The sequence below is a fragment of the Saccharothrix sp. S26 genome, assembly GCF_021390395.1.
GTDB lineage: Bacteria > Actinomycetota > Actinomycetes > Mycobacteriales > Pseudonocardiaceae > Actinosynnema.
The window spans coordinates 359,115-373,345 of the sequence record NZ_JAJUWT010000006.1; the positions used below are offsets into that span (position 1 = coordinate 359,115).

Consider the following 14,231-nt stretch of genomic DNA (forward strand, 5'->3'; position numbering starts at 1 on the left):
TCCACTATGGTGGGGGTCGACCACGGTAAATCACCGAACTGGATCGTTACCGGCGCTGATCGTAGGGGCTGCCCGACCGACGCGCCAGCGGATGGATCGGACTTCCGAAGGGACACCGTGGACACCGCTGCCGACCTCGAACGATCGCGCGGGAAGCCGTTCCTCCTCGCCGATCCCGCGCACTCCGGTGAGGCCGTTCGGACGGCGTTGTTCTGCCATGCGGCGGGTTTCACCGGGCGCATGTGGCGGTCCGCTGTGAAAAACCTGCGGACACCCATGCGCGCGGCGGCGATCGACCTGCGCGGGCACGGCGCCGCGCCGCCCCTGGCCGAGGACGCGGGCTGGGGCGTGTTCGCCGACGACGTGCTCGACGCCGCCCGCGCGCTCGGCCCCGCGCCGCTGATCGGCGTCGGCCACTCGTTGGGCGCCACGTCCCTGCTGCTCGCCGAGGCACGCGCGCCGGGCACGTTCGACCTGCTGGTCTGCTTCGAACCGATCCTCGCCACCGACGACGACCCGGCGTTCGCCGAGGCGGCGGCCCGGCGGCGCGCGGTGTTCGAGTCCCGGGCCGACGCGCTCGCCCGGTGGTCCGCCCGGCCGCCGCTGTCGCACCTCGCGCCGGAGGTGCTCGCCGACTACGTTCAGTCCGGCCTGGCCGACCAACCCGACGGCCGGGTGCGGCTGCGCTGCGCGCCGGCGGTGGAGGCGCAGCTGTTCCGCACGGCGATCACGTGCCCGTGGCGCGAGGCGTTGCCGCTGGTGCGGTGTCCCGTGGTGGTCCTGCGCGGCGGCGACTCGGTCGTGGTGACCGGGGAGTCGCTCGCGGCGGCGTGCGCCGGGCTGCCCGCGGCACGGCTGGTCGACGTGCCGGGACTGGACCACCTGGGCCCGCTGGTCCGGCCGGGCGCGTTCGCGGAAGTCCTCGACGGGGTGCTCTCCCAGTTCGGCGACGGCCCGGCTCACTCGTCCGGGAACGCGGTCGTCTCGCGGCGGTAGGGCACGGCGAGCACGGCGAGGCGGTCGGGCGGCCAGAGGTCGTCGCGCTCGTTGAGCAGCAGCTCACCGTCGCGGCGCGCCAGCCAGATCGTCTCGAAGTCCTGGTGCAGCACCGCGTCGCCGGGAACCCTCCCCAGCAACCCGGCCGCCAAGCGGACGACGTCACCCTGTTGCCGGCCGATGTCGGTCTTGGCCAAGCGGTACGCCACGCGCACGGTCGGCGGGACGCCCAGCACGTCCAGCACCGGGTTCCACGGCTTGGGCCGGTCCGGCACGACGCGCAGCCACGTGCCGCCGGCCGTCACCGCGTCCTCCCCGAGCAGGCGGTCACCGGTGGTCGCCGGGTCGAGCAGGCCGGCGGCGACACCGACCTCGCGCAGCGCGTCGGCGACCTGGGCGGGCGACGACGGCGTGGCGAGCGCGAGACTGTACGAAATGGACACTGTGCGATCCTCGCTGGCGGGCTACGGGTACAAGTGAACCACGTTGCCGTTCTTGTCGATGACGATGACTTCCTTCAGGCCCTCGATCGGCCAGTCCCGCATCTGGGCGCGCAACCGCTCCACGTCGACCGGGCTGTCGGCGAGGTTGACCACGACCCGGTCGGTCTGGCCGTCCTCGACCTTCTCCGCGATCCGGCTGTGGATGTTGCGGGGGTTGCCGGTCACCGGCGCGATGTTGTCGAAGATCCGGCCCTCGATCCGGTAGTCGGGGTTCTTGGGGCCGGGGACGTCCGGGTTCTGCTCCACGTCGTAGCCGGCGCGGGCCAGGGTGGTCGCCGACTCGTTCTCCCGTTGCAGGGACCGCTTGGTGTCCGCGTCGTGCTTGGGGTCGATCTCGGTGCGCGTCCCGCCGGGCTCGGCGTCCGGGTCGGGTGAGCGGGACGGCCCGGTGGGGCCGTCGCCGCTCGGTGTCGGCTTCTTGCCGGGGCCGTCGGGTGGCTTGTCGCCGTTGCCGCCGCGTCGCAGGTCGTCCATCTTCTTGCGGATCTGCTTGAACAGGTCGCCCAGGCGGCGCAGCAGCGGCATCAGCTTCTGCATGGTGCGCACGAGCTGCTTGATGAGCTGCGCGATCCGCGCCGCCCACTTCGCCGCGGCGGCCGAGGCCTGGACCGCGGCGGCGGGCAGCCCGATGATCGTCAGCGCCTCCGCCGCCCACACCGCCAGGCGGCCCACCAGGTCGGCGATCAGGTCGCGCACCGTCTCGCGGACCACGCCGACGACCACGCCCGCCATCTCGACCGCGCTGCCCAGGCCGGAGGCGGCGTCGGCCGCCGCGCCGATCACCGCGACGATGTCCGCGGCACGGGCCCGGTAGGCGTCGGCGGCCTTGCCCGTCCACCCGGCGGTGTCCGCGGTGTGCTCCGCGCCGTACGCGGCCCGCACCTCGCCCACGGCGGTCGCGATGTTCTGCCACGTCCGGGCGTGCGCCGCCACGGCGTCCGCGTTGCCGGCGAGCTTGTCCAGCGCCTCCCGCAGCGGGCCGACGTGCTCGATGATGAACGACACCAGGCTGGACGCCACGGAGCCGATCGGGTCCATGACGATGGACAGCGCTTCCAGGCCCGTGCCCGCCGCGCCGAGCCCGATGTCCACCCAGTTGCCGCTCTTGATGCCCTGCACCAGGTCGCTGACGGACTCGGCGATGCCGATGCCGGTGTAGGACTTGGTGGAGTCCTGCTCCGGCGCGACCAACGGGTTGCCGGTCACCGCATGCCGCCTTCGATGCCGGTGAAGCCGTGCGCGGCGGCCAGGTCCTCGGAGTCGTAGTCGTCAGCCGTGTCACGCAGGTTCCCGGCCACGGTCGTCAAGCCGTCCCGGGCGGCCCGCAACGCCTCGTGCGCCAGGGCTTCCACGTCGTTGAACAGCGGTGGCAGGAACTGGCAGATGACGCCGTAAGCGCCATCGGGCATCACCTGCGCCGCGGCGTCCACCGCGGTGCCCAGGGACGCCGCGTGGGCGTCGACCTTGCCCGCGTGGGCGCGTAAGTCGCCCGCGGTCACCTCGAAGCCGGCCATGATCCCCCTCGGTCAGCTCTGGTCGAAGACGGAGTCCTCACCGAAGTCGTCGTGGTCGGTCCGGGCGCGTCGCGACGGCTCGGTGCGCGGCTCGGGTTCGCCCGGGCCGGCGAACTTCTGCGCGTAGTAACCGGCGATCCGCTCCGCGCCGTCCTCGCCGAGGGTGTCGCCGGCGATCTCGCGGACCCGCGAGGTGATCTGCGCCTTCGCCTGCTTCGCCGCGGCCAGCAGTTGGCGGCTCAGCTCGTCGGGCGTGGTGCGGACCAGCTGGTCGGTGAACTTCGCGTCGACCAGCGCGCCGTCGGCGTCCACGGTGACCGTGACGACGCCGTTGGGGCTGGTGGCGCTGATCCGCACACCGTCGACCCGGTGCTGGAGCTGCTGGTACCGCTCGGCCCTGCGCTCGAAGGTCGCGACCCACGCGTCGAGGCCCCGCTCGACCTCGGCTGGGTCGCCGCCGACCAAGTCACCCGGCACGGACATGGGTCGACCATACCCACCGACCATGGTCGGTGGCAGGAGAACGGGCCGGAACGCGGAAGTGGCGCGGCGGCTCGTCGCCGCTGCGCCACCGATCTCCGCGCTAGCTCACCGTGATGTTCGAGCTGCCGCTGCTCTGGTAGCCCTCGGTCGCCATGATCATGTAGTACCGGAAGCTGCCCAGCTGCATGCCCGCCCGCGCCCACGCGTCGAAGTGGTTGCCGGTGGTGATGGTGCCGCCGACCCTCCTCTGCTGGCGGACGCTCCAGAACTGCGGGAAGGTCTTGGTGCCTTCCACCGACGGGGCGTTGTAGCGCATCGTCTGGTAGATGTCGTACGTGCCGCCGTCGCTGGTGACCGTGCCCTTGAACGTGCCCGTGGGCCGGTAGTTGCCCCAGCTGTCCACGATGTAGTACTCGACCAGCGGGCCCGACGTCCAGCCGTACAGGCACAGGTAGCCGTTGCCGGACGGGCTGAAGCTGCCCGAGTAGCGCACGGTCCGCCGCGAGCCGTTGGCCCAGCCCTTGCCGCACACGAAGTTGCCGGTGTTGCGCCACGAGGTGCTGTACTGCCCGCCCGAGCCCATGGTCATGGACACGGTGTTCTGGGCGTCGGTCCAGAACGAGTAGTAGTAACCGTTGTGGGTTCCCGTCTGGTTCGTGGTGACGGTCTGGGCGTGGGCGGTGCCGGGCAGGATCAGCCCGGACGAGAGCGCCAAGGCTCCGGCGCCGCCGATGAACGTCCTGCGGCTGATCGGGTGCGCAGGGGCGTTGTCGTCCATTGGTGTGCTTCCTCCTCGTTGAGGCCAGCGAAGGGTTGCCCGGCGTGCGGCGGGACCGGCCGGCGGCCGCGACGGGCGACCCGGTCGACATCGGTCCAGGGTCTGTCGATGCAGACAGTGTTCGGTCGACTCCGAGGCGTTGTCAACGATTCTCGTAATGTTGCGAAAGCTCCGCCGCGGTATTGCGAAAATCCGGCGGGTCGGGTTTCCCCGAATAGTTTTCGGGCGGTGGCGGGCTTTTGTCCACGGGTGAGCACGAAGTGCCGGGAAACGGTCTCGCGGAACCCGTCGGACCGCGCGGCGGGCGGTGGCTGCCCGGTGAGCGGCCCAAGATCACCCGATCGTGCGTGGCATCCGGGCGTTCCCGCTGGGAAGAATGAAGCAGGGGATGTTGCGCGGTTCGGGGGAGCGCCGATGGGGTCAGCACGGGCGTTGCCGGCGGCGGTCGTGCGGGTGCGCGACGGTCGCGGGCTGGTGGTGGGCGCCGGTTTCCTGGTCGCACCGGACCTGGTGTGCACGTGCGCGCACGTGGTCGGCGACGGTCCCGTGCCGCCGGAGCGGGTCGTGGTGGACTTCCCGATGCTGCCCGGTGTGCCGACCCGCACGGCCCGCGTCGAGGCGTGGCGGCCAGCGGAGGCCGACGGGCGCGGCGACATCGCGCTGCTGCGGTTGACCGCGCCGCCGCCGGAGGGTTCCGCGGCGCTGGCGCTCGGGGCGGCGGAGAACCCGCCGCTCGGGGCGGCGGAGAACCCGTGGGGGCAGCGGTTCCGCGTGCCGGGGTTCCCGGCCGGGCACGAGGACGGCCTGTGGGTCGGCGGCGGCCTGCGCGAGCGGCAGGGCACCGGGTGGGTGCAGATGCAGGCCGACGACGGGCCGCGCATCGTGCGCGGCTTCAGCGGCTCGCCGGTGTGGAGCGAGGACCTCGACGCCGTGATCGGCATGACGGTCGCCGCCGAACGCGGCTCGGGCACCGCCTACCTCATCCCGTCCGAGGCGCTGGTCGAGGTCACGGGCGCGCTGGCCCCGCCGTGCCCGTTCCGCGGCCTGCGGGCGTTCCGGGCCGAGGACGCGCGGTACTTCTTCGGGCGCGACGAGGAGGTCGACCGGCTCGCCGAACGGGTGGCGCGGCACCGGGTCGTGCTGGTGGTCGGCCCGTCCGGGTGCGGCAAGTCGTCGTTGGTGGACGCCGGGCTGCGGCCGCGGTTGGAGGCGGCGGGCACGCCGGTGGCGGTCGTGCGGCCCGCGCCCGGCCAGACGGCCGCCGAGCTGCTGGCCGTGCTGGGCGCCGTCGCCGTGCCCGGCGCGGTGCTGGTGATCGACCAGTTCGAGGAGGTGGTGACGAGTGACCCGGGCACGGCGCGGGACGTGCTGCGCCTGCTGGACGAGCTGACCGCCGCACCGGACGGGCCGCGGGTCGTGCTCACCCTGCGGGCCGGCTCGCTGGACGGGCTGCTGGCCGCGGGTGGCGTGCCCGCGCTGGACGACGCGACGGTGTTCGTCGAACCGCTGACCGGAGACCGGCTGCGGCAGGCCGTGGAACGACCCGTGTCGCTCACGCCCGGCGTCGCCTACCAGGACGGGGTGGTCGACCGGGTGCTGGCCGACGCGCGCTCCGGGACCGGCCTGCTGCCGCTGGTCGAGTTCACCCTCACCGAGCTGTGGCACGCGCAGGAGGCCGGGCGGCTCACCCTGCGCGCCTACGACCGGCTGGGCGGCGTCGCGGGCGCGCTCGCGGGCCACGCCGAGCGGTTCTACCGCGGCCTCGACCCAGCCGAGCGCGAACCGGCGCGGCGGCTGCTGGTGCGCCTGGCCCGACCCACCGAGGACGGCTTCGCGTTGCGCCCCACCAGGCTCGACGAGGTGCCCGACGAGCTGCGGCGGGCGGTCGACGTGCTGCTGGGCGCACGGCTGCTGGTCGTCCGCGAGGACCCGGGCCAGCCGCGGGTCGTGGCGCCGGCCCACGAAGCCCTGCTGCACAACTGGCGCACCCTGCGCGGCTGGTTGGAGGCCGACCGGGAGTTCCTGTCCTGGCACGCGCAGCTGCGGGAACGCGCCGAGCAGTGGGAACGCGAGGGCCGGGACCGGAGCCTGGTGCCGCGCGGCGGTCAGCTCGCCACCGCGCGGCAGTGGCTCGACCAGCGCTCGGCCGACGTGGACCGGCGGGAGCACGAGTACGTCGCCGCCGGGCTGACCGCGCAGCGCCGCTCCACCCGGACCCGGCGGGCGGCGGTGGCCGCGATGGCGGTGTTGCTGCTGGTGTCCGCGCTGCTCACGGCGCGCACCGTGTCGGCGAACCAGGAGCTGGACACCACCGTGCGGCGGCAGGCCGCGCAACTGCTCCACGACCTGGCCGAGCGGGAGTCCGCGATCTCCGCGTCGAGCGCGTTGCAGTTCGCGCTCGCGTCCTGGCGGCAGGACCCAGCGGTCGGCTACGGCGCGCTGCTGCGGCAGCAGGCCGTGTTCCACGACGTGGCCGAGGTGGACGTCGACCGGTTCGCCGCGCCGATGGACGTGGTGGCCACGACCCCGAGCGGTGACGTCGCGGTGTCCGCCACCGCGGCCGGCGCGCTCACGGCGTGGCGCGAACCGTGGGGCGACACCCCGCGGTCGTGGCCGTTGGGCGAGGTCGACGGCGCGCCGGTCATCCGCGTGAGCGACGACGGCACGACGGTCGCGGTGGCCGACAACGCGGCCGCGATCCGGGTGTGGGACCTGCGTGAGCGGGGCGAGCCGGTCCTGGTGCGGCCCGGTGGCCCGGTGGCGGGCCCGGAGCCGTTGGACGACGCCGCCCTGGCGATCTCCCCGTCGGGCGGCCACGTCGTGCTGGTCGACGACGGGGCGGTCGAGGTGTGGGACGTGGCGCGGCGGTCGAGGGTGACGGGGTTCGCACAGCCGCAGCGGGCGGTGGTGCTCGGGGTCGCCGCGCTGGACGAGAACGCCACGGTGGCGCTGGTCGAAGCGCGGGACGGCGGCGTGGTCCACGCGGTGCGCGCGCTCGACACCGGTGCGGAGGCCCGCTCGACGCCCGGCGTGCCCAACGTGACCCGCCAAGGGCGTCTGATGCTGCGGTGCGCGCACGAGGTGCTCGCGGGGGTGGACGTGTTCAGCGGCGCGGAGGTGTTCCGCCGGGACGCCCGTGACTGCCTCGGGGCCGTCACCGACCTGACCGGCCGGTACGTGGTGCTGGAGCCGGATCGCGAATCGGGCGGCTTCGGCCTCGTGACCTACCTCGACCCGCGCGACGGGCGGGCCTACCAGTCGTGGGTGCCGGGTTCCGAACTGGCCGGCCCCCGGCAGTTCGGCGACGGCACGGTCGTGCTGCGGTCACCGGGCGGCACGCCCGACATCCGGCACGTGCGCGGGCAGGCGATGCTGCGGATGCGGCCACCCCGCCCGGTCGAGCAGGTCGGCTCGCAGCAGGCGGCGTACGCGGGCACCTCCGACCTGGCCAACCCGGCGTACAGCGCGGACGGGTCGCTGATGGCCCTGGTGGACGGCGGCGGGGTCGACGGATCGCCCGGCCTGTCGCTGATCGACACCAGGACCCGGCGGCGGCTGGCGCACGCGCCGCAGGTGCTCCCGCCGGGCAGGCTGTTCCTCGAGTTCACCCCGGACGACGCGCGCCTGCTGCTGTTCGACGGGCCGGAGCTGGTCGTGCTCGACACCCGTGACCTGGCCGAGGTGCGTCGCATCCGGCTGCCCCGACCGGCCGAGCTGGACGGTCAGGACGACCGCTCGTGGCTGAGCACGGCGGCCGTGGTGGGCGACCGGACCGCCGTCACCCTGCACGCGGGGCTGCTCGCCCGGTGGGACCTCGACAGCGGCAGCCCGATCGGCGAACCGCTGCGGGTGGGCGACACCGCGCGCGACCTGCTGGCGGCGGCCGAACGGGGCCGGGTCCTGCGCACGCCCGACCCCGAACGGGTGCTGGTCAACACGCCCTATGCGCAGAGGTGGTGGGACCTGCGGACCCGTGTCGCGGGCGATCGGTTCGCGCCCGAGCCGGACCCGGCCATGCTCGCCGCCGCGCCGCGACTGCCCCGCATCGCGATCCAGTACGCGTCCGGCCGCGCCTACGTCCACGACCTGGAGTCCGGTGGCACCTCCGGGCCGATCTCGCTCACCGCCGACGCGGCACCGATCGGCTTCACCCCGGACGGCAAGCTGGTCGCGTCGGGCAAGGACGAGCTGATCCAGGTGTGGGACCCGACGACCGCCCGCCTGCTCGGCGAGTTCCGGCTGCCCGACGACACGGTCCGCCCGGTCGTCGTCGGCTCCCGGCTGATCGGCGCGAACAAGCACGGCTTCGTGTCGCTGGACCTCGACCCGTCCCGCTGGTTCACCACCCTGTGCGCCGTCGCGGGCCGCGACTACACACCGTCCGAAGTGGACCGACTGCCAGCGGGCGTCGACCGGGGGAACCCCTGCGCGTGACGGCCTCAGCACCCGGCGACGATGGGCCTCGCCGAGCGGCCGGTGCGCAGCATGGCAGGGCAAGTGGGTGTGTCGACCGCTGCCGCCGCACCCGCCGAGGTCCGGGTGGAGGTGCTCGACCGGCGGCTGGGAGGCCCGGTGCTGCGGATCAACCGAGCCGACGGCGTCCGGCGGGCCGGACCGGTGACGGTGCAGGTGGACTACTCCGGCTTCGCCGGGGCCTACGGCGCGGACTGGTCGGTCCGGCTGCGGCTGGTGGCGTTGCCGGAGTGCGCCCTCACCACCCCGAAGCGCGCGACGAGTGCCGCGCCACCCCGCTGCCGACCGTCCGCGACCCGGGTGGCCCGCGTCGCGGTTCCGGACGACCGCCAACCACGTCTGTCACCGTGGCCGACCCCGCTGGTGCGGTGTCGAGCGGCAGCGTCGAGCCGTCCCCGCGGCCGAGATGCTCGTCCGGTGTGCCGAGTGGCAGGGTCGAGCCCGCCGGTGGGCGCGGCCTGGGGTGGTCGCGCCCACCGACGCGGTCAGGCGGTGCCCCGGACGAAGGCCCACGCCGTGCGGGCGGTGGTGTCCTCGATGCCGGTGAAGCCCTCGGACGGGCTCAGGCCGTCGGTGGTGAAGTCGAGGTCCGGGTCGTCGGAGGTGCCGCCGATGCCGTCCGGGCCCACGGCGAACATGACCGCCGGGTTGCCGCCCGGGTCCATGATGCCGTGCACGTCGTTGAGCCGGTCGGTGTGCCAACTGCCCGACATGTGGCCGGCCTCGTGGCTGGTGATGTTGCCGATCGCGCGGCCGAGGAAGGCGATCCGGTCGCTGCGCGGTCCGAGGTAGGTGTTCAGCGACCACGCCGGACCGGCCGGTTCGCTGATCTCGTCCAGCAGCACGAGCGCGGTCTCCTCGCGGCCGAAGTTGCCCGCGTCGATGGACTGCGCGATGCCGATGGTCTGAATGCCCGTCTCGGCGATCGTGCCGCCGACGACGACCCGGCTGACGTTCGGCTGCCCCCACGGGTCGGCGTGGTCGCGGCTGGTGAGGACGCGCAACGCGAACCTCGGGTTGAGGCCCTTGGCGATCATGTCCCGTTCCAGGTTCTCCCGCACGGTCGCGGTGATCGCGGTGATCAACGCGCGTTCGTCGCCCGCCGCGAGACCCCAGGCGGGCAGGAAGCGCGACAGCGGTGAGAGGTCGCGCAGCCCGCCACCGCCGCCGAAGATCGACGTGTTGACCCTGGCCCCGTCGAAGTCCAGGAAGATCGTGTGCACCGAACCGCGTGGCGCGGTCTCCGTGCCCGGCCGGAACGCCTCCAGCTTGATGTCGTACGGACCTCCGCCCGCCTCCACCCCGATCCGGTAACGGCCGTCGGCCGGGGCGACGAAGTCCACGACCGCGTTGCCACCACCGGGCATCGGCGAGTCGACGGCGAACAGGTTGGTCAGGTCCTGCGAGGAGCCGAACACCTCGCGGCCCGCCGGGTCGTAGAGGGCCAGCCGGGTGCCGCCGCCCGCGAGGGACGCGCCGAGCACGTCACCCGCGCGCAGGTCGAAGGAGTAGTAGTCGAGGTCACCGCCGCTGCGGCCGCTGGTGATCAGCAGGTCGTACGGCCCTTCCGTGGCCACGCCCTGGCCGGTGCCGGGTGTCTTGGGGTCGCGCGGCAGGGCGAACGGGTCGGAGCCCACCATGAGGTAGACGGTCCGGTTCGGTTGGAGGGTGAACGTGACGGCGGAGTCGGTCGAACCGCCGTTGTCGCCGTTGACGGCCCACAGACCGCCGTCGGCGTCCCACAGCGCGAGCATGGTGTCGAGGTCACCGGTCGGGGTCGACGTGCGCGCGGCGAACGTCAGGCCGGAGGGGCCGCCGTCGAGCCGGTAGAAGTCGACGTCGCCGGTGCCGTCGCCTGCGCTGCCGTGCGGGCCGTCGCCGATGACGCCGCTGGTGCGGGCCGAACGACGGGCGGCCGGGATGCCGGTGTCGCCGGCGAGGCCGATCGCGTCGTCGGTCTCGGGGAACGGCGGCAGCGTCGGGATCGTGTCGTCGGGCCGGAGGTCACCGGTCAACGCGATCTTCGAGTCCGCGCGCCGACCGGTGCCGAAGCCCGCGATGTGCTCGGCGGTGGCCGGGGTGTCGTTGGTGCCCCTGGTGCCGGCCGGTTCCTTCTCCTGGTACGGCCGTGCCTGCGCGCTCGCGCGCTGCCGCCGTGCCTGCGCTGTCGCCTCACGGGTGCGGGCGACCGCCGCCCAGTCGGTCCCGGCCGGGTCCGCCGGGAACATCAGCAGCGGGTCGGGTTGGATCAACGGGACGGCGAGCGGTTCGGCGGTGGCGGCGGTCTGCCCGCCCAACAGCAGCGCGGCGGCCACCCCTGCCGCCAGCACGCCGAGTGAACGTTTCCTCATCGTGTTCCCCCTGGAGCTTTCCGGAAGGCTCCAGGGAACCGCTCCGATCGGCGCCGGGGCGGGCGTTCGGCCGAGGTTGGCCCATTCATGCGAGCGCGCCGGCGGCCGTCAGGGCAGTCCGGTTCTCCCTTCCGGCCGCACGCCCGCACTGGAGGTGGACGGCGGCGGCCCGCATCATGGGGCCCGGCCGTGGTGGGGAGTCGCATGATCGAGCACCGGGTGGCGGGGGAGCGGGACGAGCCAGCGTCGTCCGCTCGACGCGAGCACGCCGTGGCCCACCGCACGCCCTGGTGGGCCTGCGACGCGCGGCCGGGAACCGGGCGACGGCCCGGTGGATCGGGTCACGGCCCGTCGTGCAGCGGCAGCCGATGCGGCCGGTGCACCAGCCCGCGACCCGGGATCCGGAACGCTTCCCCACCTACGAAGGCTGGATCGCGACGTTCCGCTCGCTGGAGACCTTCCGGTCGCAGGACTCCGTCGGCCCCGACCCCGAGCCGTACCGCCGGTGGCGGCGCGAGCACCACCGGCCCGAGCCGCGACACGAGACCAGCCGGCCAGGGCAGTTCGCGGTGTTCGGCGACCGGCGGGCCGATCGCCGGTTCGAACCGGGCGCGGGGCCGCCCGCGGCGTTCGACCGGCCGTGGGTCGGTGACGGGTTCGTGGACCACCCGACCGAGGCGCCGCAACCTGCCGCCGAACCTGATCGCCACCGCCTACGAGCTGCCCAGCGACTGCGCCGACATCGCGTTCATCCTGCAGCACATCTGGCTGTCCGCGCACCACCGGCTCGAACGCCACACGCTCGACGGGCGGCCGGTGCTGATCGGTGACCGGCGTGGCCGGGCCGTGCCCGACCAGGTTAGGCGGAGGAAGTCACGGGAGCACTCGGCCTGCCCAGCTCGCAGGTCGAACCCATCCGGGCCACCCCCGGCAGGCGGATCGAGGCGATGACCCTGGACGGGCCCAGCCTCGGTGACGACTGGGACAGATGGACGTGGCGCGCGGACGAGTCCGAGCGGACGGTGCTGGTGGCGGCCGGGCTGCCGGCGGGGGCTCGCCGGCCGTCCGGGCGAGGGCGCGTGCGGGGTGACTTCCTCGGCCCGTGGCTGACCGTGCTGCGTCGGGCGCCGGTGGGGGAGGTGATGTCGGCGTTGGGCGGGGCGTTGGCGGACCTGCGCGCCGCGGTCGAGGGTGGTGCCGCGACGACGCCGCCCGGTGTCGATCCCCTGGTCTTCGCCCGGTGGCTGGGGGAGGAGGTCGGCGCACGGCTGGGGTCGCGCGGCGGGCCGTCACGGGCGGACGTGGTGGCGGTGGTGGAGGCGTTCACGGGCCGGGACCAGGTGCCGGCGGTGGTGGTACGGGTGCGTGCGGCGCTCGGGGCGGTGGTGGCGAAGGCCGGGCGTGCGTGATCTCCGGGAAGATCCGTCGCGCCGAACAGGTCAGGACTCGAGCTGGTCGGCTTGGTGCGCGTGCTCGTTCGACGACACCCGGCTCAGTGCCTCGTCGACGGACTCGAACACGGTCAGCAGCGTCCCGATGGAGGTCAACTCGATCGGGCGGAGCACGGCGCGGCGGGTTGCGACGACGGCCAGGGTGTCGACCCGGCGGCGGGCGTCCAACAGCAGCGACAGGCCGGCGGAGCTGAAGAAGCCGACTTCGGTCAGGTCGAGGACCAAGGCGGACGCGTCGTGCTCGGCCAGCGCGGAGGAGATCGCGGCGCGGACGTCGGGGACCGTGTCCATGTCCAGCTCGCCCGAGACGCCGACGACGAGCACTTCACCCGCACGAGTGACACGGATGTCGAGGATCGGTGAAGGTTGCCCCTTCGGCTCGGCCACGACGACTCCCCGTTGCGCTGCGTTGTCGGAGCACAGTTGTACCAGGTCGACAGTACGTCCCCGGTGCGGTGGCGCACCAGCGCCCATCAGCGGCGTCCCGGTCGTCCCAGGCGGCGGACGGCCGCCACGATGTCGCTGTTCGACGCGCCCTTGACGAGCTGTTCGACCACGCCCGCCGACTCGATCTCCCGGTAGCTCTCCTGGTCGGCGAAGGCCGACAAAGCCAGGATGCCGGTGCGGGGCGACCGGAGCCTGATCTCCCGCGCGGCACGGCCGCCGCCACCGCCCGGCATGCGCAGGTCGAGCACCACGACGGCGGGCGCGTGGCGCTCCACCAGCTCGATCGCCTCGTCCGCGTCCCGCGCCACCGCCACGACCTCGAAGTCCGGTTCGGCGTCGAGCACCTCGCGCAGCGCGTCGCGGATCATCGGGTCGTCGTCGGAGATCACCACGCTGAGCCTGGGTTCGATCACGGCTCACCGCCGTCGGACGTGGGGATCCAGAACCTCACCGCCGCACCGCCACGAGGGCCTTCGCCCACCGACCACCACCCACCCGCCGTCTCGGCGCGTTCCCGCATCTCGACCATGCCGAAGTGGTCGAACGTCGGCCCCTCGGACGGCGTGCCGGCCCCCTCGCCCACCCCGACGCCGTCGTCGGAGATCTCGACCAGCGTGCCGTCGTCGACCGAGGTCAGCGACACCTCCACCGCCGACGCCCGCGCGTGCTTGCGGACGTTGGTCAGCGCTTCCTGGCAGATGCGGAAGATCGTGATGGCGGCCGCGGAAGGCGGCTCTTGGTCCAGGTCGTGCCGCAACCGGTAGGTGATGCCCCACGACCCGGCGACGTCGGTCAGGTAGTGGTCCAGCGCCTGGACCAGGCTGTGCCGGTCGAGTTCCGGCGGGCGCAGCCGGAACACCAGGTTGCGCAGCCGTCCGATGGACGACCGCACGGCCTCGTCCAGCTGCCGCACCACGGCGGCCTCCGGGTCGGGCAGCCGGTTGGCCAGCAGTTGCAGCCGCATCCCGACGGCGACCATGGACTGGATCGAGTCGTCGTGCACGTCCCAGGCGATGCGGCGGCGTTCCAGCTCCTGCGCCTCCACCAGGTGGCCGACCAGCCGGCGCTGCTCGGTCAACGTCTGCTCGACCCGCCTGCGCTCGGTCATGTCGCGGGTGACCTTGGCGAACCCGCGCAACTGCCCGGACTGGTCGAACAGGGCGGTGATGACGACGTTGGCCCAGAAGCGGGTGCCGTCCTTGCGCAGCCGCCAGCCCTCGTCCTCGAACCGACCC

12 protein-coding genes are annotated in these 14,231 nt (G+C 73.7%); 3 read left to right on the forward strand and 9 right to left on the reverse strand.

What is annotated here, in order from left to right; genetic code table 11:
- Positions 1 to 6 precede the first annotated feature (6 nt).
- Entirely contained in the window at positions 7 to 996 is a 990-nt protein-coding gene (locus LZG04_RS12245) for an alpha/beta fold hydrolase (protein WP_267936053.1), read from the forward strand.
- Here LZG04_RS12245 and LZG04_RS12250 read toward each other — a convergent pair.
- From LZG04_RS12250 to LZG04_RS12270, 5 genes are all read right to left on the reverse strand, one after another.
- Positions 960 to 1,439, reverse strand: a complete 480-nt coding sequence (locus LZG04_RS12250) for a SitI3 family protein (protein ID WP_233815945.1) — start codon at positions 1,437 to 1,439, stop codon at positions 960 to 962. The two genes, LZG04_RS12245 and LZG04_RS12250, sit on opposite strands and share 37 nt — an antisense overlap.
- Positions 1,440 to 1,460: 21 nt before the next feature.
- Positions 1,461 to 2,705, reverse strand: a complete 1,245-nt coding sequence (locus LZG04_RS42465) for a hypothetical protein (protein WP_233815946.1) — start codon at positions 2,703 to 2,705, stop codon at positions 1,461 to 1,463.
- Positions 2,702 to 3,013: a type VII secretion target gene (locus LZG04_RS12260; protein WP_233815947.1), complete on the reverse strand. Its 312-nt coding sequence runs from the start codon at positions 3,011 to 3,013 to the stop codon at positions 2,702 to 2,704. Before LZG04_RS12260 ends, LZG04_RS42465 begins: the two co-directional genes overlap by 4 nt.
- A gap of 12 nt (positions 3,014 to 3,025) precedes the next feature.
- Positions 3,026 to 3,496 (reverse strand): YbaB/EbfC family nucleoid-associated protein, encoded by a 471-nt coding sequence (locus tag LZG04_RS12265; protein WP_233815948.1) that lies wholly within the window; start codon positions 3,494 to 3,496, stop codon positions 3,026 to 3,028.
- 100 nt (positions 3,497 to 3,596) lie between these two features.
- A complete protein-coding gene (locus tag LZG04_RS12270) occupies positions 3,597 to 4,274 on the reverse strand; it encodes a glycoside hydrolase family 11 protein (RefSeq protein WP_233815949.1) in 678 nt (225 codons plus the stop codon).
- Positions 4,275 to 4,688: 414 nt separating this feature from the next.
- Here LZG04_RS12270 and LZG04_RS12275 point away from each other — a divergent pair, with 414 nt between their 5' ends.
- Entirely contained in the window at positions 4,689 to 8,708 is a 4,020-nt protein-coding gene (locus tag LZG04_RS12275; RefSeq protein ID WP_233815950.1) for a trypsin-like peptidase domain-containing protein, read from the forward strand.
- 524 nt (positions 8,709 to 9,232) lie between these two features.
- Here the strand turns inward: LZG04_RS12275 and LZG04_RS12280 are convergent.
- Entirely contained in the window at positions 9,233 to 11,098 is a 1,866-nt protein-coding gene (locus tag LZG04_RS12280) for a PPC domain-containing protein (RefSeq protein ID WP_233815951.1), read from the reverse strand.
- A 947-nt stretch (positions 11,099 to 12,045) separates the two neighbouring features.
- Between LZG04_RS12280 and LZG04_RS41680 the strand changes: the two genes are divergently transcribed.
- Positions 12,046 to 12,507 (forward strand): hypothetical protein, encoded by a 462-nt coding sequence (locus LZG04_RS41680; RefSeq protein ID WP_267936054.1) that lies wholly within the window; start codon positions 12,046 to 12,048, stop codon positions 12,505 to 12,507.
- 30 nt (positions 12,508 to 12,537) lie between these two features.
- On the opposite strand, the gene LZG04_RS12290 is transcribed toward LZG04_RS41680, so the two are convergent.
- From LZG04_RS12290 to LZG04_RS12300, 3 genes are all read right to left on the reverse strand, one after another.
- Positions 12,538 to 12,936 (reverse strand): STAS domain-containing protein, encoded by a 399-nt coding sequence (locus LZG04_RS12290; RefSeq protein ID WP_233815952.1) that lies wholly within the window; start codon positions 12,934 to 12,936, stop codon positions 12,538 to 12,540.
- An 86-nt stretch (positions 12,937 to 13,022) separates the two neighbouring features.
- Complete coding sequence (locus tag LZG04_RS12295) at positions 13,023 to 13,409, reverse strand: response regulator transcription factor (protein ID WP_233815953.1); 387 nt, start codon at positions 13,407 to 13,409, stop codon at positions 13,023 to 13,025.
- A partial coding sequence (locus LZG04_RS12300) for a histidine kinase (RefSeq protein ID WP_233815955.1) occupies positions 13,406 to 14,231 on the reverse strand: 826 nt, incomplete at its 5' end. The genes LZG04_RS12300 and LZG04_RS12295, both read right to left, overlap by 4 nt.

What these genes read in the sequence shown, in the direction of transcription:
- LZG04_RS12245 (WP_267936053.1), top strand. Translation starts at nt 7, where the DNA reads ATGGTGGGGGTCGACCACGGTAAATCACCGAACTGGATCGTTACCGGC.
- LZG04_RS12260 (WP_233815947.1), bottom strand. Translation starts at nt 3,013, where the DNA reads ATGGCCGGCTTCGAGGTGACCGCGGGCGACTTACGCGCCCACGCGGGC.
- LZG04_RS12265 (WP_233815948.1), bottom strand. Translation starts at nt 3,496, where the DNA reads ATGTCCGTGCCGGGTGACTTGGTCGGCGGCGACCCAGCCGAGGTCGAG.
- LZG04_RS12270 (WP_233815949.1), bottom strand. Translation starts at nt 4,274, where the DNA reads ATGGACGACAACGCCCCTGCGCACCCGATCAGCCGCAGGACGTTCATC.
- LZG04_RS12275 (WP_233815950.1), top strand. Translation starts at nt 4,689, where the DNA reads ATGGGGTCAGCACGGGCGTTGCCGGCGGCGGTCGTGCGGGTGCGCGAC.
- LZG04_RS12280 (WP_233815951.1), bottom strand. Translation starts at nt 11,098, where the DNA reads ATGAGGAAACGTTCACTCGGCGTGCTGGCGGCAGGGGTGGCCGCCGCG.
- LZG04_RS41680 (WP_267936054.1), top strand. Translation starts at nt 12,046, where the DNA reads ATGACCCTGGACGGGCCCAGCCTCGGTGACGACTGGGACAGATGGACG.